The organism is Thauera sedimentorum (assembly GCF_014489115.1).
Taxonomy (GTDB): domain Bacteria; phylum Pseudomonadota; class Gammaproteobacteria; order Burkholderiales; family Rhodocyclaceae; genus Pseudothauera; species Pseudothauera sedimentorum.
The window spans coordinates 1,413,213-1,431,474 of record NZ_JACTAH010000001.1 but is presented as its reverse complement, the minus strand read 5'-3'; the positions used below and the strand labels follow the sequence as shown (position 1 = coordinate 1,431,474).

The window sequence follows — 18,262 nt, the reverse complement described above, 5'->3', positions numbered from 1 at the left end:
ATGGGGGCGCCGCCGCTCCTGCATGTCGATGGCTCCGCCGGCGTGGCGGAAGTCCGCGGCGAGTGGACCCTGCGTGCGCTGACCCCCGGACTCGCCGACCTCCGCCGGCGTCTGGCCGCCGTGCCGCCTTCGGCGCGCTGGCAGCTGGGCGGCCTCGAACGGCTGGACAGCTTCGGCGCCACGCTGCTCTGGCAGGCCTGGGGGCGCCGCCTTCCCGAACGGCTGGAGCTTGCCGCCGGGCACCGCAACCTGATCGAGGACGTCGCCCGGGCCGCATCCCGGCCGCTGCCGGTGCCGCCGCGCTTCGGCGTGGTGGATGCGCTGGTCAAGCTTGGCGTCGCGGTGCTCGCCCTGGCAGCGCATCTTGCCGACTTCGTGCGCCTGCTCGGGCAGTTGCTGCTGGACCTGACGACCCTGTTCCGCCGGCCGCGCGAATGGCCCCTGCTGGAAATCTCCGCCAACCTGCACAAGGTCGGCGTCAAGGCCATGCCGGTGACCGCGCTGGTCGGTTTCCTGATCGGCGTGGTGCTGTCCTATCTGTCCGCGCTGCAGTTGAAGGCTTTCGGCGCGGACATCTTCATCGTCAACATCCTCGGCCTCGGGGTCATCCGGGAACTCGGTCCGGTGCTGGTCTCGGTGCTGGTGGCGGGGCGTTCCGGCTCGGCGATGACCGCCCAGCTGGGCGTGATGCGGGTCACCGAGGAGATCGACGCGCTCGCGGCCATGGGCATCTCGCGCACCATCCGCCTGGTGCTGCCCAAGGTGGTGGCGCTCACCCTGGCGATGCCGCTGCTGGTGCTGTGGACCTCCGGCGTGGCCTTGTTCGGCGGCATGGTGTCGGCCTGGATACAGCTGGACCTGTCCTTCGGCTTCTTCCTCGAGACCCTGCCGCGGGTGGTGCCGATCGCCAACCTGTACATCGGCCTCGCCAAGGGGGCGGTGTTCGGTCTGCTGATTGCGCTGGTGGCCTGCCACTTCGGCCTGCGCGTGGCGCCCAATACCGAAAGCCTGTCGGCCAACACCACCGCGTCGGTGGTCTCGGCGATTACCCTGGTGATCCTGGTGGACGCGGTGTTCGCCATTGCCACCCGCTCGGTGGGGGTGCCGATATGAGTGCGGCGCCGCTGATCGAGCTGCGCGGCGTGGTTACCCGCTTCGGTGACAACCTGGTGCACGACGGCGTGGATCTGGCGATCGGGCAGGGCGAGATTGTCGCCCTGGTCGGTGGATCGGGCAGCGGCAAGACCACGCTGCTGCGCCACATCATCGGCCTCACCCGGCCTCAGGCCGGCGAGGTCAGGTTGTTCGGCGAACGGCTCGGGGCCGGCACGGCGGAGCAGGTGCGCGCCCTGCAGCGTCGCTTCGGCGTGCTGTTCCAGCAGGGGGCGCTGTTCTCCGCCTTCAACGTTGCCGAGAACATCGCCTTTCCGCTGCGCGAGTCCAGGGTGGCGAGCGAGGCGGAGATCCGCGACCTGGTCGCGCTCAAGCTGGCGATGGTGGAACTTGAGCCGGCCCATGCGCTGCTGATGCCGTCGGAGCTGTCCGGCGGCATGGTCAAGCGGGTGGCGCTGGCGCGCGCACTGGCGCTGGAGCCTGAACTGCTGCTGCTCGACGAGCCGACCGCCGGCCTGGATCCCGACCGCAGCGCGGCCTTCGTCGCGCTCATCCGCTCGCTGCAGCAACGCCTTGGCCTGACCGTGGTGCTGGTCACCCATGACGTGGACACGCTCGCCGCGCTGGCGTCCCGGGTGGCCGTGCTCGGCGAGCGGCGCATCCTCAGCTACGCCACGCTGGCTGAGACGCTGAAGGTGGAACATCCCTTCGTCCGGCGATTCTTCCTGGGCGAACACGGGCGTCGGGCACTGGCCCGCGCCAACGGAGGAGACTGACATGGAAAACCGTGCTCACGCGCTCGCGGCGGGCATCTTCGCGCTGGTGCTGGGCACCGCGCTGGTCGCCGCGCTGTGGTGGTTCTCCGACGGACGCGAGGCCACCCGCGACTACCTGCTGGTGTCCAACGGCAACGTCACCGGGCTCAACGTGCAGGCCCAGGTGCGCTACCGCGGCATCTCGGCCGGCAAGGTCGTCGACATCCGCGTCGATCCGGCCGATCCGCGGCACATCCTGGTGACCATCCGCATCCGCGAGGAACTGCCGGTGACCCGCGGCACGCGCGCCAGCCTGGGTTACCAGGGCGTGACCGGCCTGGCCTACGTCCAGCTCGAAGACACCGGGGAGGACCCGCAGCCGCTGCGTGCCGAGGATGGCAAGCTGCCGCGCATCGCTCTGCAGGCGGGCTTGCTCGACCAGGTCACCGACGCCGCGCTGCTGGCGGTGAAGCGATTCAGCGAGGTGGCCGAGCGTACCGCAGCCTTCTTCGACGAAGAAAACATCGAGCGCTTCAGCCAGACCCTGAGCCGCCTGGAGTCGGCGGCGGTGGGCGTGGATCGCACCTTCAAGGTCGCGCCCGACGCCTTTGCCGCGGTGCGCGACACCTTCAACCCGCAGAACATGCGCCGCCTCGCGGCCACGCTGGAGAACCTCGAACGCGCCAGCGCGGAAAGCGGACCGGCGATGACCGAGCTGCGCGGCCTGATGGCGCGTGTCTCCGGCATGGCCGAGCGGCTCGACCGGGCGGCGGTCGCGGCCAGCGACGGCGTATTGGACGACACCCTGCCGCAACTCAACGAACTGCTCGCCGAGCTGGTCAGCACCTCGCGGCGCATGGGGCGGCTGATCGACGAACTCGAGGCCGCCCCGCAGATGCTGGTGGTGGGCCGCGGCGCGCGCCAGCCCGGCCCGGGCGAGAACGGATTCGAGGCGCCGGTCGCCTCCCAACATCAATGAGGATGGCCATGTTCCGAAGTCTGACGCGTCTCTCGGCGCTCGCTGCGTTCTCCCTGCTGTTGGCCGGCTGCGGTGCCCTGGGCACGCCGCCGGTGGCCCAGGCGCTGTTCGATCTCGGTGCGGTCGACGCGGTCGCGATGGATGCCGGACAGCGTCCGGTTTCGGTCGAGGTGCGGGCGCCGTCCTGGCTGACCACCAGCGCCATGCAGTACCGCCTGGGCTACGCGGACCCGCAGCGTCGCCTGGCATACGGCGAGAGCCGCTGGGTGGCGCCGCCGGCCGAGATGCTCGCACTGGCGCTCGACCGTGCGCTGCTGGCGCCGGGCAACGGCGGCAGCGGTTGCCGGCTGCGTGTACAGATCGACGAGCTGGTGCAGGTGTTCGATACCGAGGCCCGGAGCCGCGTGCTGATCTCCGCCCGCGCCAGCCTGTTGCCCCAGCGCGGCGAGACGCCGGTGGCCGGGCGGGATGTCGCCGTGCAGGTGGCAGCCCCGTCGGCCGACGCACCGGGCGGTGTGGCGGCCACGCGCGAGGCGGTGCATCGGCTGGCCGGAGAGCTGGCTGCCTGGATCACGACGCTTGACCCGTCGGACGGGCAGCGTTTGAATGGCGGAGCAGGGTGCCGGCCGGAACGGTGAAGCCGCGGCCGCCAGCGCGCTGCCCGTTCAACCAGACCGTGGAGACACCATGACCGAGCGCAAGAACTCGCCGTACGAGCAGGGCCTGGAACGCAACGCCGCCAACTACGTGCCGCTGACGCCGCTCACCTTCCTGGAGCGCAGCGCCTACATCTACCCCGAGCGGGTGGCGGTGGTCCACGGCGCGCGGCGCTACAACTGGCGGGAGGTCTACACGCGCAGCCGGCGGCTGGCCTCGGCCCTGAAACAGCTCGGCGTGGGGCGCAACGACACGGTCGCGGTGATCCTGAACAACACCCCCGAGATGTACGAATGCCACTTCGGCATCCCGGCCTGCGGTGCGGTGGCCAACACCATCAATACCCGCCTGGACGCGGAGACCATCGCCTTCATCCTCAATCACGGCGAAGCGAAGGTGCTGATCACCGACCGCGAGTACGCCCGCAGCGTGGCGCGCGCCCTGGAACTGGCCCAGCGTCCGGGGATGATCGTGATCGACGTGGACGACCCGGAATACACCGGCCCGGGCGAGCGCCTCGGACAGATGGACTACGAAGCCTTGCTGGAGAGCGGCAGCGCGGATTTCGCCTTCGAGTACCCGGCCGACGAGTGGGACGCCATCTCGCTGAACTACACCTCGGGCACCACCGGCAACCCCAAGGGCGTGGTGTACCACCACCGCGGGGCCTACCTGAACGCAATGAGCAACATCGTCTCCTGGGGCATGCCGCCGCATTCGGTGTACCTGTGGACGCTGCCGATGTTCCACTGCAACGGCTGGTGCTTCGCATGGACGATGGCGGCCAACGCCGGGGTGAACATCTGCCTGCGCCGGGTCGACCCCAGGCTGATCTTCGACGCCATCCGCGAGCACGGCGTCACCCACTACTGCGGTGCGCCCATCGTGCACTCCCTGCTCGCCAACGCGCCGGCCGAATGGCGCAAGGGCATCACCCACAAGGTGTCCGGCCTGGTCGCCGCCGCACCGCCGCCGGCCGCGGTCATCGAAGGCATGGCGAAGATCGGCATCGACATCACCCACGTCTACGGGCTCACCGAGACCTATGGTCCTGCCTCGGTATGTGCCAAGCACGATGAATGGGCCGCACTGCCGCTGGCCGAGCAGGTGAGCAAGAACGGCCGCCAGGGGGTGCGCTACCACGCCCAGGAAGCGATCACCGTGCTCGATCCGAACACCATGCAGCCGGTGCCCTGGGACGGCGAGACCATGGGCGAGATCATGTTCCGCGGCAACCTGGTGATGAAGGGCTACCTGAAGAACGAAAAAGCCAGCGCCGAGGCCTTTGCCGGCGGCTGGTACCACACCGGCGATCTGGCGGTGATGCAGCCCGACGGCTATGTGAAGATCAAGGACCGCTCCAAGGACATCATCATTTCCGGTGGGGAGAACATTTCCTCGATCGAGGTCGAGGATGCGCTCTACAAGCACCCGGCGGTGATGGCCGCCGCGGTGGTCGCCGCACCGGACGACAAGTGGGGCGAGGTGCCTTGCGCCTTCGTCGAACTGCGCGACGGCGCCAGCGCCACGGCCGAAGAGATCGTCACCCATTGCCGCGAACACCTTGCCGGTTTCAAGATTCCCAAGAAGGTGGTGTTCACCGAACTGCCCAAGACCTCGACCGGCAAGATCCAGAAGTTCGTGCTGCGCGAGCAGGCACGATCGACAGCGGCGATCGAGTGAGCGGCGTGCCCCGGGGGCTGGTGGGCAGCCCCGGCAGCGCGTTATGATGAATTGCCGTTGACGTGAACGTAAACAACATCCAGGAGGAGACACGATGAGCGCCCTACCCACTGCCGCCGACGAACCCATGCTGCTGCGCCGCGACCAGGACGGCGTGGCCTGGCTGACGTTGAACCGCCCCGGCCAGTTCAATTCCCTGTCGCGCGCCATGCTGGAGAGCCTGATCGCCGCGGTCGACGAGATCGCCGCCGACCGCAGCGTGCGCGTCGTGGTGCTGGCCGGCGAGGGCAAGGCCTTCTGCGCCGGGCACGACCTGAAGGAGATGCGCGGCAACCACAACCTGGCCTTCCAGCAGGATCTCTTCCGCCTGTGCGGCAAGTTCATGATGAAGCTCACCGAGCTGCCGCAGCCGGTGATCGCGCGGGTGCACGGCATCGCCACCGCGGCGGGCTGCCAGCTGGTGTCGATGTGCGACCTCGCGGTGGCCGCCGACGTGGCGCGCTTCGCCGTATCGGGCATCAACGTGGGCCTGTTCTGCGCCACGCCCAGCGTGGGCCTGTCGCGCAATATGGGGCGCAAGGAGGCCTTCGAGATGCTGGTCACCGGCGACTTCATCGACGCGCCGGAAGCGCAGCGCCGTGGACTGGTGAATCGCGTGGTGCCCCTGGAAGAACTCGATGCGGAAGTCGGCAAGCTGGCTGCGGCCATCGTCGCCAAGTCGCCGATGGCCATCCAGATGGGCAAGCAGATGTTCTACAAGCAGCTGGAGATGGGCCTGGACGCTGCCTACCAGATGGCGGCGGAGACCATGGCCTGCAACATGATGACCGAGGACGCCGCCGAGGGCATCGATGCCTTCATCGCCAAGCGCAAGCCGGAGTGGCGCGGCCGCTGAGCAGCGTGCGGGGCGTTTCGGCGAGGCGCCCCCGGCCATGCTGATCGACACCCACTGCCACCTGGATGCCGCCGAGTTCGACCCGGATCGCGACGCCGTGCTGGCCGCGGCGCGTGCCGCCGGGGTAGGGGGGCTGGTCGTCCCTGCGGTCGACGCGGACAGCTTCGCGCGAGTCGAGGCGCTGGCGGCGGCCCACCCGGAGGTCCACTGCGCCTTCGGCATCCATCCGCTGTACGTGGACCGTGCGCTCGAGTCCGATCTCGAACTGCTCACCGGGCGCCTCGCCGCGGGCGGCGCCGTGGCGGTGGGCGAGATCGGCCTGGACAATTTCGTGGCCGACGCCGACCCGGTGCGCCAGGGTTATTTCTACGTCGAGCAGCTCAAGCTCGCCCGGCGCTTCGGGCTCCCGGTCATCCTGCACATCCGCCGTGCGCAGGACGCCATCCTCAAGCAGCTGCGCCGCATCGAGGTGCCCGGCGGCATTGCCCACGCCTTCAATGGCAGCCGCCAGCAGGCAGAGATGTTCATCGCGCTGGGCTTCAAGCTCGGCTTCGGCGGGGCGATGAGTTACGAGGGTTCGCGGCGTATCCGCGAATTGGCCGCCACGCTGCCGCTGGAGGCCATCGTGCTGGAAACCGACGCGCCCGACATGCCGCCCGCGTGGGCGGCGGGGCAGCGCAACGAGCCGGCCAACGTCGCGCGCTACGCGACGCTGCTCGCCGAGCTGCGCGGCATGGCGGTCGACGAACTGATCGCCGTCACCACCGCCAATGCACGGGCGGCCTTGCCGCGCCTCCCGCTTCGCTGATTCAGACGCGGAAGCGCCCCACGGCCTGCAACATCTGCCCGGCAACCGCGTCCAGTTCGCCGGCGGCCGAGGCGGTGTGCTCGGATGCGGCGTTGGTTTCCTCGGCCTGCTGGGCGATCTCCTCGATACGGCGCGCCACCTCGGAGGAGGCGGACGACTGTTCGCGCACCGCGTTGTCCAGTTCTTCGACGATCTCCGCCACCTGCTGCGATATTTCCTGCAGATGACCGATGATGGCGCCAGCCTCGCGCGCTTCGCCGCTACTGTGCTCGACGACCTGCACGCCCTGTTCGATGCCGGCTACCGCTTCCTGCGTCGAGCTCTGTACCTGCTGCACCACCGTGGCGATCTCGCCGGTGGCGGTCGCGGTGCGTTCGGAGAGCTTGCGCACCTCGTCGGCCACCACGGCGAAGCCGCGTCCGGTGTCGCCGGCGCGGGCCGCTTCGATTGCGGCGTTGAGGGCGAGCAGGTTGGTCTGCTCGGCGATGTCGCGGATCACCCCGACGATCTGCGCAATGTCGCGTGACTGCGTTTCCAGGGCAGCGACCTTCTGGGCCGCGGCGCCGACCACCTCGCCGGCGCGGCCCATCTCGCCGACCAGCTTGTCCACCGTCTGACGCCCGTTACGCGCCTGCCGGCCGGACTCTCCGGCAAGACGGCTGGCGTCGGCGGTGCGGTCGGAGACGTGGGCAATCGAGACGGTCAGTTCCTCAACGCTGGCCGCGATGGCCGAGGCGGCGCCGCTCTGCACCTGCGTGCTGGTGCCGACCTGTACGGCCCCGTCCTTCAGCTCCCGGGCCGCCCCGGCGACCTGGGTCGCGCACTCGCTGGTACGCGAGATGGTCTCACGCAGCGCCCGTTGCATCTCGCCCATCGCGCGGACGAGGGCGCCGATCTCATCCTTGCTCGCCGGCGGCAGGGAAACCTGGAGGTTGCCATCGGCAATTGCCCGCAGCCCGCCGACCGCCGACTCCAGTCGCCGGCTGACGCTGGCGGCGAAAGCCAGTGTCAGCACGATGGTGAGCACGGCTGCCAGCGCCGCGGCGACGAGGCCCCAGCGCATGGTCACTTCCGCGTACTGATCTGCACGTTCGGCCGCTGCGCGGGCCTCTTCGGCGTTGAGATCCACCAGCGCGTCGATGGCATCGCGCAGGGCGTTGGCCTGTTCGACCCAGACCGTGCGCCGCAGCGCCTGGGCGCCATCCGGATCGCCCGCCCGCACCCGCTCGCGCGCCTGGCTTACCGCCTCGTGGTAGCCCTTGGCGCGGGCGACCACCGCGTCGAGCATGGCGATCTCCTGCTGCGTCCTGGCGAGGCTGCGGTAATGGGCAATGGCCTGGCCGAGTTCCTCGTTGAGCTTGTCGAGCGACTTTTCTATGCGCGCTGCGTTCTCGGGCGGGTCGGGCAGCAGGTATTCCAGGCTGCGCACGCGGTAGCGCAGGCGCAGCTGACTCATCGCCGCCGCCGCTTCCACGCCGGGCAGCGATTCTTCGGCCATGAATCGGGTCTCGGCGTCGATGGCGCGCACCTGCCAGAGGGTGAAGGCGATGGCCAGCAGCAGGATGCCGCCACTCAGCGTGGAGAAGCAGAAGAGCTTGGCCCGCATGCCAAGGTTGTCGAAGAGTGTCATGCCCGTTTCCCCCATGGCTCCACTACTGCGCGAGCGTGCGTCCCGTCCGGACCTCGCGGTTCTTATGTCCGGGCGTCCGCTGAAGCTACGCCCGCGCCGGTTTGCCTGGCATCGTCCCGCACCGCCGCGATGGGTGCCGGCGTGCGATGCCGATCGGTGAACTATGGATAACGGAGATCCGCGAAACAACTTGATGCCGATGTGATGACGACCCTGCGCGGGACGCACCGGAGAAAAAAGAAAGGCACCCGAAGGTGCCTTTCTTCATTACTGGCTTGCTCTTGGCTCAGGCGAAGTTCTGCGCCGCGAAGTCCCAGTTGGCCAGCTTGTCGAGGAAGGTGGCGACGAAGTCGGGACGGCGGTTGCGGTAGTCGATGTAGTAGGCGTGTTCCCACACGTCGATACAGAGCAGGGCCTTGTCACCGGTGGTCAGCGGGGTGCCGGCGGCGCCCATGTTCACGATGTCGACCGAGCCGTCGGCCTTCTTCACCAGCCAGGTCCAGCCGGAACCGAAGTTGCCGACCGCGGAGGCCTGGAAAGCCTTCTTGAAGTCGTCGAAGGAGCCCCACTTGGCCTTGATCGCGTCGCCCAGCGCGCCGCTGGGTTCGCCGCCGCCGTTGGGCTTCATGCTGTTCCAGAAGAAGGTGTGGTTCCACACCTGGGCGGAGTTGTTGTAGATGCCGCCGGCCGGCGCCTTCTTGACGATGGCTTCGAGGTCGAGGTTCTCGTACTCGGTGCCCTTGATCAGGTTGTTGAGGTTGGTGACGTAGGCCTGGTGGTGCTTGCCGTAGTGGAACTCCAGCGTCTCAGCGGAGATGTGCGGGGCCAGGGCATCCTTGGCGTAGGGCAAGGGGGGCAGTACGTGTTCCATGAGTCTCTCCTGTATCGGATCGGAAGCGGGTGTTGGGTTGATATTGCTCTTCTAAGACCGAGTATTCTAGTCGGGTTTATGCGCCGGGCGCAAATCGCAGCCGCCAATGTTAAGCATATTCGGCGGGCCTGGAAACCGCGTGGCGGCGGGCTCAGGGATGGCTGTCGAGCACTTCCGCATCGAAGCCGCCTTCGCTCAGTTCCACCGAGACGAGCTCTCCCGGCCTGAGCTCGCCGCCGCTGCGCAGGATGTGGCCTTCCGCATTGCGGGCGATGCTGTAGCCGCGTGCCAGCACCGCCTGCGGCGCGAGGTGCTGCAGATGGCTTTCCAGGTTCGCGAGCCGGCTGCGGTGGGCGGTGACGAAGGCGTCCAGCCCGCGTGCGAGATCCCGTGCAAGCTGATCCACCTGGCGCTGCGGCGCCGACAGTTGCGGTCGGCAGGCCTGCAGCCGCAAGGCGAGCCGCGACACCTGCTGCTGCCGGCGTTCGACGCCCAGGCGGGCATGGCGGGTGAGCCGCTCGCGCAATGACTCGAGCCCGCTGTGGGTGCGCAGCAGCCGCTCGCGCGGGTGCACCAGGCGAAAGGCCGCGCGGTCCAGGCGCTGGCTGCAGGTCTCGATCTTGCGCTGCAGGCTGCGCTGCAGGTGGCGCGCAAGCGAGGACAGCTCGGCCGCGGCGGCATGGTAGCCGGCGCTGGCCAGTTCGGCAGCCACGGTGGGCGTGGCCGCCCGCAGATCGGCGGCGAAATCGGCGATTGTGAAGTCGGTCTCGTGGCCGACGCCGCTGACCACCGGTACCGGGCAGGCGCGGATCGCCCGCGCCAGCGCCTCGTCGTTGAAGGCCCACAGGTCTTCCATGCTGCCGCCGCCGCGCACCAGCAGGATCAGGTCGACCCCGTCGGCCGCCGCGCGCCCGCCGGCCTTGGCCAGCGCGCCGGTCAGCGCCGCGCCCGCGTCCGCGCCCTGGACCGGCGCGGGATAGATCACCACCGGCAGGTTGGGCGCGCGGCGCGCCAGGGTGGCGAGCACGTCGCGCAGCGCGGCGGCGGCGGGAGAGGTGACGACGCCGACCGCGCGTGGAAAGCGCGGCAGGGGCCGCCTGGCGGCCGGGTCGAACAGGCCTTCGGCGGCGAGCCGTTCCTTCAACCGGGTGAAGGCTTCGAACAGGTTGCCGACCCCGGCACGCCTAAGGTTCTCGACCGAAAGCTGGAAGTCGCCGCGCAGCTCATACAGGGTGACCAGCGCGCGCGCTTCCACGCGCATGCCGTTCTCCGGGCGGAAGGGCAGAAGCTGCGCGCGATTGCGCCACATGGTGCAGCGGACCTGCGCCTGCGCATCCTTGAGGGTGAAGTACAGGTGACCGGAGGATGCGCGGGTGAGATTCGATATCTCGCCGCCGACCCACATCAGCGGGAAGCTGCGTTCTAGCGTCTCGCGCACGAGACGGTTCAGGGTGGACACCGGCAGAATGCCGCCGGGGCCGCTGGAAGGCGGGAAATCGGGCTCTGACATGGCGCGGATTGTAGCGGATTTCCACAGGCGCAAAATCTTGTCAAGTGTTTTTGGGCGAAACCATCAGTACATAAGTGATTTATTCAAGTGATTGAAAAGTAAGAAGAAAAATGTTGCCTAATTTTTGATCAGAGGAGCCCGGCGCCTTTAACGACGCCGATTCCGGTCGCTTTGGACGAGTAGTCCACAAAGTTATCCACAGATTCTGTGGACGACTCGGAGAAGCCCTTGTTACAGCAGGATTTTGCGCTTGCAGCATGACTTCGGCTTGCCCTGCGGGGTGGCGGGAGGCTAGAGTTTCGCCTTTCCAAACCGGGAGTCTCAGGGCGTGTTCGCGATCATCCAGGCCGTGGGCTGGCCGATCTGGCCGTTGTTGCTGGCATCCGTCATCGCCGTGGCGCTGATCATCGAACGCTCGGTGAGCCTGCGGCGCTCCCGTGTGGTGCCTGGCGACCTGCTGGACAAGGTGCTGGCCGACCTGCAGCAGCATGGCGCCTCCGGCGACATGATCGCCCGGGTGGCCAGCCATTCGCCGCTGGGCAGGGTGCTGGCCGCCGGCCTGCGCAACGTGAACAGCTCGCGCGAGGTGATGAAGGAGTCCATCGAGGACTGCGGGCGCGCAGTGCTGCACGAGCTCGAGCGCTTCCTCACCACGCTGGGCACCATCGCGGCAATCAGCCCGCTGCTCGGCCTGTTCGGCACCATCGTCGGCATGATCGACATCTTCGCCTCCCAGGGCGTGGGTGGCGCGAATCCGCAGCAGCTCGCGCAGGGCATCTCGATTGCCCTGTACACCACCGGCCTGGGCCTGATCATCGCCATTCCCGCCACCATCTTCTGGCGTCACTTCCGCGCGCTGATCGACAGCTTCGTGATCGACATGGAGCAGCAGGCGATCAAGCTGGTGGAAGTGGTGCACGGCGAGCGGCGCGGCTGAGAGCGATTCGATGGACTTCCGCCGCAGCGCCCGTCACGAGGAGCCCGAGGTCAGCCTGATCCCGCTGATCGACGTGGTCCTGGTGATCATCATCTTCCTGATGCTCACCACCACCTTCTCCAAGGTGTCCGGCCTGGAGATCAACCTGCCGACCGCCGACGCGCCGGCCTCCGAAACCCAGCCCAACGAGATCGTGGTGGCGATCACCGCGGCCGGCGAGGTGCTGGTCAATCGCGTGCCGGTCGGCGCGCGCGGGCTGGAACCGCTGGTTGCCGCACTGTCCAATGCCGCGCCGCAGGGCGGAGAGCAGCCGGTGGTGATCATCAACGCCGATGCCAAGGCCGCGCACCAGCGCGTGGTCGACGTCATGCAGGCGGCGCAGCGCGCCGGGCTCGCGCACATCACCTTCGCCATCCAGTCGCCGGACAACTGATGTCAGGCGCCGGCATCCGCCTCGCGGTGCGCTGAGTTGGCGGGCCAGGCACCGGCATTCTGGGCCGTTCGCGGCCTCAGGGCGGCGCTCCTGCTGCCGCTTTCGTTCCTGTTCCAGGGGCTCGCCGGCCTGCGTCGCCGCCTGTACCGCAGCGGGCTGCTAAAGGTGGAGCGTCTCCCGGTGCCGGTGGTCGTGGTCGGCAACATCGCGGTGGGCGGCAGCGGCAAGACGCCGGTCGCCGACTGGCTGGTGCGCCGGCTGCGCGCGGCGGGCTGGCGGCCGGGCATCGTCAGCCGCGGCTACGGCGGCCAGGTTTCCGGCGTGGCGCTGCTGCCTGGCGATGCCGACCCGGCCCTGTATGGCGACGAGCCGGTGCTGCTCGCGCGGCTCACCGGTGTGCCGGTCGCGGTCGGTGCCGACCGCCCGGCCGCGGCGCGCGCACTGCTGGCGGCCCATCCCGAATGCGACGTGATCGTCTGCGACGACGGTCTGCAGCACTACCGCCTGGCGCGCGACGTGGAACTCGTGGTGCTCGACGAGGCGACCCTGGGCAACCGCTGGCGCCTGCCGGCCGGGCCACTGCGCGAAGGCCTGGGCAGGCTGCGCGATGCGGATCTGGTGCTCGCGCACGGCCAGCTGTCACCGGTGTTGCGGCAAGCGCTTGAGGGCCTGGCGGTGTTCCCGATGCGCCTGGCGGGCGAGTCCTTCCGTTCGCTGCGCAAGCCCGCGCAGGTGGTGGACGCGGCGCATTTCGCGGGGCGCACCGTGCACGCCTTCGCCGGCATCGGCCGGCCCGCGCGCTTCTTCGATCATCTGCGCGCCCTCGGGCTGGAGGTGGTGGGGCACGCCTTCCCCGATCACCACGCCTACAGTGCGGCGGACCTGCAAGCGGGCGAGGGCATGCCGAAGGTCCTGACCAGCAAGGATGCGGTAAAATGCGCGCCTTTCGCGCCCGAGGACTGCTGGGAACTGCCGGTGGTCGCCGAAATCCCCGCGGGCGCGGCCGAACGTATCCTGGAGAAACTGTCGCATGGACGCCAGACTGCTTGACATCCTCGTGTGCCCGATCTGCAAGGGGCCGCTCGATTACCGCAAGGACAAGCAGGACCTGGTCTGCAAGGCGGACCGCCTGGCCTTCCCGATCCGCGACGGCATCCCGGTGATGCTGGAGGACGAGGCGCTGCAGTTGTCCGCCGAGGAAGTGGACGCGCTGCGCTGAGGCGCGGCCGTTCGCCAGATCCGCGCGCCGCAAGGAGCGTCCTGCCATGACTGCCTTCCGCGTCATCATTCCGGCCCGCTTCGCCTCGACCCGGCTGCCGGGCAAACCGCTCGCCGACATCGCCGGCAAGCCGATGGTGATGCGGGTGGTGGAGCGTGCGCAGATCTCCGGCGCGAGCGAGGTCTGGGTCGCCACCGACCACCAGGGCGTGTTCGACGCGGTCCACTCCGCCGGCGGCCAGGTGCTGATGACCCATGCCGACCATCCGAGCGGCACCGACCGTCTGGCCGAGGTGGTCGAGCAGCTGGGCTGGGCGGATGACGAAATCGTGGTGAACGTGCAGGGTGACGAACCGCTGATCGATCCGGCGCTGATCGGTGCGGTGGCCCGTGCGCTGGCCTCCGACCTGGACGCTTCGATCGCCACCGCCGCGCATCCGCTCACCGATCCGGCCGAGGTCTTCAACCCCAACGTGGTCAAGGTGGTGTGCAATGCCGCCGGCCAGGCCATGTATTTTTCCCGCGCGTCCATTCCCTGGGCGCGCGATGCCTTTGCGGCCGACCGCAGCCGCCTGCCGCAAGGCCTGCCGGTGCTGCGCCACGTCGGCATCTACGCCTACCGTGTCGCCTTCCTGCGCCGCTACGCCGGGCTCGCGGCCTCGCCGCTGGAGCAGTGGGAAGCGCTGGAGCAGCTGCGCGCGATGTGGCACGGTTACCGCATCCAGGTGCTCCATGTGGACGAGGCGCCGCCGGCCGGGGTGGATACCCCGGAGGACCTGGAACGGGTGCGCCGCGCGTTTGACCGGGTGGGGCCAGTCGAGTAAGTTTCCGTCTCTTCAATAAACCGGCCGGCAACACGGCCGACATCACCGGGAGGGTGTATGCGACTCATTCTGTTGGGACCGCCGGGCGCGGGCAAGGGAACCCAGGCCAACTTCATCAAGGAAAAGTTCGGCATTCCGCAGATTTCCACCGGCGACATGCTGCGCGCCGCGGTCAAGGCCGGCACCCCGCTCGGTATCGAGGCCAAGAAGGTGATGGACGCCGGCGGCCTGGTCTCCGACGACATCATCATCGGCCTGGTGAAGGACCGCCTGCAGCAGGACGACTGCAAGAGCGGCTACATGTTCGACGGCTTCCCGCGCACCATCCCGCAGGCCGACGCGATGAAGGACGCCGGCGTGCCGATCGACTTCGTGCTGGAGATCGACGTGCCCGACAGCGAGATCGTCGAGCGCATGAGCGGGCGCCGGGTGCACGTGGCTTCGGGCCGCACCTACCACGTCAAGTACAACCCGCCCAAGGTCGAGGGCAAGGACGACGTCACCGGCGAGGACCTGATCCAGCGTGACGACGACCGTGAAGAGACCGTGAAGAAGCGCCTGGAGGTCTACCACGCGCAGACCAAGCCGCTGGTCAAGTACTACAGCGACTGGGCCGCTTCCGGCGACGCCAAGGCGCCCAAGGTGCGCAAGATTGCCGGTCTGGGCGCGGTGGACGAGATCACCGCCCGCGCTTTCGACGCGCTGAAGTAATCCGCCCGATGCGGCATCTCACGGCCGGTGGCGGGCAAGTGCCCGTGCCGGCCGTGCGCTTTTGAACATTCCCTTGCTCGAACCGGAATCCCCCGCATGACCCGGCGCAACCTGCTCTACGCACAATCCGGCGGTGTGACCGCAGTGATCAACGCCACCGCTGCAGCGGTGATCGAAGCCGCCCGCCGCCATCCGCAGGCCATCGGCTCGGTTTATGGCGCGCGTCACGGCATCCTCGGCGCCCTGGCGGAGGATCTGGTCGATACCGCCGTGCTGGACGATGCGGCACTCGCCGCGCTCGCGCTCACCCCGGGTGGCGCCTTCGGCTCCTGCCGCTTCGATCTCGACTCGCCCGAGGACAACCCCGCACAGTACGACCGCCTGTTCGCGGTGCTGGCGGCGCACGACATCGGCTTTCTTCTGTACAACGGCGGCAACGGTTCCATGGATACGGTGGCCAAGATCTCGGCGGCCGCACAGCAGCGGGGCTACCCGCTGGTCGCCATCGGCGTGCCCAAGACCGTGGACAACGACCTGGAGGGCAGCGACTGCTCGCCCGGCTTCGGGTCGGCCGCCAAGTACGTGGCCACTGCGATGCTGGAGGCGGGGATGGACCTGGCCTCGATGTCGGGCCGCAAGGGGCGGGTGTTCGTCATGGAGGTGATGGGGCGCAATGCCGGCTGGCTGGCCGCGGCCACCGCGCTCGCCGCGCGCGGGCGCGAGGACGCCCCGCCACATATCATCCTGCTGCCCGAAGTGCCGTTCGAGGACGAGGTCTTCCTCGCCCGCGTGCGCGAAACCGTCGAACGGCTCGGCTATTGCACCATCACCGTATCCGAGGGCATCCGGCGCGCCGACGGCAGCCTGGTCATGGAGCAGGATCACGATACCAAGGGGCATGTGCAACTGGGCGGTGCCGGGCAGTGCATCGCGCGGCTGATCCACGCCCGCCTGGGTTACAAGCACCACTGGGCGATCCCGGACTATCTGCAGCGTGCCGCGGGGCATCTGGTGTCCGCCACCGATCTTGCCCAGGCGCGTGCAGTCGGCAGCGCAGCGGTGGAATACGCGGTGCACGGACGCGACGCGGTGATGCCGGCGATCGTGCGCGAGTCGGACGAACCCTATCGCTGGAGGGTCGAAGCGGTGGACGTGCGCGCAATCGCCAACCTGGAGCGCTGCGTGCCGGCGCACTACATCCGTGCCGATGGCCTGCATGTCACCGAGGCGGCCCTGCGCTACCTGCAGCCACTGATCGAAGGGGAGGTGCCGCGACCCTGGCGCGGCGGCCTGCCTGACTATCCTCAGCCCGAACTGCCCCCGGTGGCGCGCAAGCTTCCGCCGCAGCGCTGACGCCCATTCCGCCCGGGGGCGGCATGGGTTCCGCTTCGCCTCATCACGGCTACATAATGACGGCTCCACCGCCCGCCGGGAGGCCATCATGCCCGCTTTCTCCTTCCTGCGCCTCGGCGCTCTGCTGACCGCCCTGTGGCTGCTGCCGGCGGCCGCACAGACACCGGATCAGCCGGAGGCGTCCTCCGGCTTCGTCCCCCGCGCGGCGGTCCACGCGCGCGAAGCCATGGCGGTGACCGCCAACCCGCACGCCACCGCGGTCGCGCTCGAGGTGCTTCGTGCCGGCGGCAGCGCGGTGGATGCCGCCATTGCCGCGGCGCTGGTGCTCAACGTGGTGGAGCCGCAGTCTTCCGGGATCGGTGGCGGCGCCTTTCTGCTGCATTACCGCGCGCAGGATCGCAGCGTTCAGGCCTGGGACGGGCGGGAAGCCGCCCCGGCCGCGGTCGACGAGGGCCTCTTTCTCCGGCCCGACGGCGGGCGCATGGGTTTCCACGATGCTGCGGTCGGTGGGCGCGCGGTCGGCGTGCCCGGCCTGCTGCGCATGCTTGCCGCGGTTCACGCCGAGCACGGCCGCCTGCCGTGGTCGCGCCTGGTGATGCCGGCGGTGCGACTGGCGGAGGACGGCTTCGCGGTTTCCCCGCGCCTGCACGCGCTGATCGCGCGCGACCGCTTTCTGGTTGCCGATCCGCAGGCGCGTGCATTGTTCTTCGATGCGCAGCGGCGGGCGCTGGCGGTCGGCAGCGTGCTGAGGAATCCCGCACTTGCCGCGGTATTGCGGCAAGTGGCGGAGGAGGGTGCGGAAACCTTCTACCGCGGCGCGATCGCCCGTGACGTGGTTGCCGCGGCCGCGGCCGCGCCCAACCCGGGCAGCCTGTCGCTGCAGGATCTGGCGGCTTGGCGGCCGATCAGGCGCGAGGCGCTGTGCGGAGGCTACCGGAGCTGGACCGTGTGCGGCATGCCGCCGCCCAGTTCCGGCGGGGGCACGGTGCTGGCGATGCTCGGCATCCTGGAGCGCTTCCCTCTGCCGGCACTGGCCGCCGACTCGGCCTTCTCCACCCACCTGTTCGTCGAAGCCGGCCGCCTGGCCTTTGCGGACCGCGATGCCTGGTACGCCGACCCGCGCGCGATGCCGGTCGCACCCGCCAGCCTGCTCGCCGGTGACTACCTCGCCGGACGGGCGGCGCGCATCGATCCGCGCGCGAGCATGGGGCGGGCGGAGGCCGGCACGCCGCCGGGCGCCGGTCGTGCCGCCCGGGCCGTGCACCTGGAACGGCCGTCGACCACGCATGTGTCCATTGTCGACCGGGACGGCAACGCGGTCGCACTGACCGCGTCGATCGAGGATGCCTTCGGCAGCCGCCGGATGGTGCGGGGCTTCCTGCTCAACAACCAGCTCACCGATTTCTCCTTCCAGCCCGAAGACGCCCGCGGCGCTCACCCCAACCGCGTCGGCCCCGGCAAGCGCCCGCGCAGCTCCATGGCGCCGACCCTGGTGTTCGCGCAGGACGGCAGCCTGCACGCGGTGCTCGGCTCGCCCGGCGGCAGCGCCATCATCAACTACGTGGCGGCCACGCTGGTGGGGGTGCTCGACTGGGGCATGCCGCCCGACCGGGCTCTTTCCCGCCCGCACGCGGGCAGCCGCAACGGGCCGACCGAGGTCGAGGACAGCCCGGCCGGACGCGCGCTGGCCGACCGGCTCGCGCTCTTCGGGCACGAGGCCGTCCTGCGCGACATGACCAGCGGGCTGTCGGTGATCGTGCGCTCGGACGACGGTGGATGGACCGGCGCGGCCGACCCACGCCGGGAAGGCGTCGCTGCGGGTTACTAGGACGTGTAGGAGCGGCCTTGGCCGCGATCAGGTCGTTGGTTCTGCCACCGCCGCATC

At 69.2% G+C, this 18,262-nt stretch carries 18 protein-coding genes; 15 read left to right on the top strand and 3 right to left on the bottom strand.

All coding sequences use genetic code 11. The annotated features are described in order from the left end of the window. The 7 genes from IAI53_RS06435 (at position 1) to IAI53_RS06405 (ending at position 6,890) form a co-directional block, all read left to right on the top strand. Positions 1 to 1,113, top strand: a complete 1,113-nt coding sequence (locus IAI53_RS06435) for an MlaE family ABC transporter permease (protein WP_187717295.1) — start codon at positions 1 to 3, stop codon at positions 1,111 to 1,113. Continuing rightward, positions 1,110 to 1,889 carry an ABC transporter ATP-binding protein gene (locus tag IAI53_RS06430; RefSeq protein ID WP_187717294.1) on the top strand — a complete coding sequence of 260 codons (780 nt, stop codon included), beginning with the start codon at positions 1,110 to 1,112 and terminating at the stop codon, positions 1,887 to 1,889. Before IAI53_RS06435 ends, IAI53_RS06430 begins: the two co-directional genes overlap by 4 nt. 1 nt (position 1,890) lies before the next feature. Further along, on the top strand, positions 1,891 to 2,847 hold the full coding sequence (locus tag IAI53_RS06425; RefSeq protein WP_187717293.1) for an MlaD family protein: 957 nt from the start codon (positions 1,891 to 1,893) through the stop codon (positions 2,845 to 2,847). Between the two features lie 8 nt (positions 2,848 to 2,855). Continuing rightward, the gene (locus IAI53_RS06420) at positions 2,856 to 3,485 is read left to right on the top strand and encodes an ABC-type transport auxiliary lipoprotein family protein (RefSeq protein WP_187717292.1); all 630 of its coding nucleotides are present in this window, start codon (positions 2,856 to 2,858) and stop codon (positions 3,483 to 3,485) included. 49 nt (positions 3,486 to 3,534) lie between these two features. Further along, positions 3,535 to 5,187 (top strand): acyl-CoA synthetase, encoded by a 1,653-nt coding sequence (locus IAI53_RS06415; protein WP_187717291.1) that lies wholly within the window; start codon positions 3,535 to 3,537, stop codon positions 5,185 to 5,187. Between the two features lie 94 nt (positions 5,188 to 5,281). Further along, positions 5,282 to 6,082: an enoyl-CoA hydratase gene (locus IAI53_RS06410; RefSeq protein WP_187717290.1), complete on the top strand. Its 801-nt coding sequence runs from the start codon at positions 5,282 to 5,284 to the stop codon at positions 6,080 to 6,082. Between the two features lie 37 nt (positions 6,083 to 6,119). Next, the gene (locus IAI53_RS06405; RefSeq protein ID WP_187717289.1) at positions 6,120 to 6,890 is read left to right on the top strand and encodes a TatD family hydrolase; all 771 of its coding nucleotides are present in this window, start codon (positions 6,120 to 6,122) and stop codon (positions 6,888 to 6,890) included. 1 nt (position 6,891) lies between these two features. Here IAI53_RS06405 and IAI53_RS06400 read toward each other — a convergent pair whose 3' ends face one another. The 3 genes from IAI53_RS06400 to xseA all read right to left on the bottom strand — a co-directional run bounded on the left by IAI53_RS06400 (position 6,892) and on the right by xseA (position 10,901). Then, a complete protein-coding gene (locus IAI53_RS06400) occupies positions 6,892 to 8,520 on the bottom strand; it encodes a methyl-accepting chemotaxis protein (RefSeq protein ID WP_187717288.1) in 1,629 nt (542 codons plus the stop codon). 286 nt (positions 8,521 to 8,806) lie between these two features. Further along, a complete protein-coding gene (locus IAI53_RS06395) occupies positions 8,807 to 9,391 on the bottom strand; it encodes a superoxide dismutase (RefSeq protein WP_187717287.1) in 585 nt (194 codons plus the stop codon). Between the two features lie 151 nt (positions 9,392 to 9,542). After that, positions 9,543 to 10,901, bottom strand: a complete 1,359-nt coding sequence (gene xseA, locus IAI53_RS06390; protein WP_187717286.1) for an exodeoxyribonuclease VII large subunit — start codon at positions 10,899 to 10,901, stop codon at positions 9,543 to 9,545. Positions 10,902 to 11,229: 328 nt separating this feature from the next. On the opposite strand from xseA, the gene IAI53_RS06385 reads away from it, so the two are divergent. The 8 genes from IAI53_RS06385 (at position 11,230) to ggt (ending at position 18,205) form a co-directional block, all read left to right on the top strand. Beyond that, entirely contained in the window at positions 11,230 to 11,838 is a 609-nt protein-coding gene (locus IAI53_RS06385; protein ID WP_187717285.1) for a MotA/TolQ/ExbB proton channel family protein, read from the top strand. A 10-nt stretch (positions 11,839 to 11,848) separates the two neighbouring features. Beyond that, positions 11,849 to 12,271, top strand: a complete 423-nt coding sequence (locus tag IAI53_RS06380; protein ID WP_187717284.1) for an ExbD/TolR family protein — start codon at positions 11,849 to 11,851, stop codon at positions 12,269 to 12,271. A gap of 36 nt (positions 12,272 to 12,307) precedes the next feature. Beyond that, positions 12,308 to 13,321, top strand: coding sequence for a tetraacyldisaccharide 4'-kinase (lpxK, locus tag IAI53_RS06375; RefSeq protein ID WP_187717283.1), 1,014 nt, complete (start codon positions 12,308 to 12,310; stop codon positions 13,319 to 13,321). Then, positions 13,302 to 13,490, top strand: coding sequence for a Trm112 family protein (locus IAI53_RS06370; RefSeq protein WP_187717282.1), 189 nt, complete (start codon positions 13,302 to 13,304; stop codon positions 13,488 to 13,490). Before lpxK ends, IAI53_RS06370 begins: the two co-directional genes overlap by 20 nt. 46 nt (positions 13,491 to 13,536) lie before the next feature. Continuing rightward, positions 13,537 to 14,313, top strand: coding sequence for a 3-deoxy-manno-octulosonate cytidylyltransferase (gene kdsB, locus IAI53_RS06365; protein WP_187717281.1), 777 nt, complete (start codon positions 13,537 to 13,539; stop codon positions 14,311 to 14,313). 57 nt (positions 14,314 to 14,370) lie between these two features. Further along, positions 14,371 to 15,024, top strand: a complete 654-nt coding sequence (gene adk / locus IAI53_RS06360; protein ID WP_187717280.1) for an adenylate kinase — start codon at positions 14,371 to 14,373, stop codon at positions 15,022 to 15,024. A gap of 96 nt (positions 15,025 to 15,120) precedes the next feature. Continuing rightward, a complete protein-coding gene (locus tag IAI53_RS06355; protein WP_187717279.1) occupies positions 15,121 to 16,377 on the top strand; it encodes a 6-phosphofructokinase in 1,257 nt (418 codons plus the stop codon). A gap of 88 nt (positions 16,378 to 16,465) precedes the next feature. Continuing rightward, complete coding sequence (ggt, locus tag IAI53_RS06350; RefSeq protein ID WP_187717278.1) at positions 16,466 to 18,205, top strand: gamma-glutamyltransferase; 1,740 nt, start codon at positions 16,466 to 16,468, stop codon at positions 18,203 to 18,205. The last annotated feature ends 57 nt before the right edge of the window (positions 18,206 to 18,262 follow it).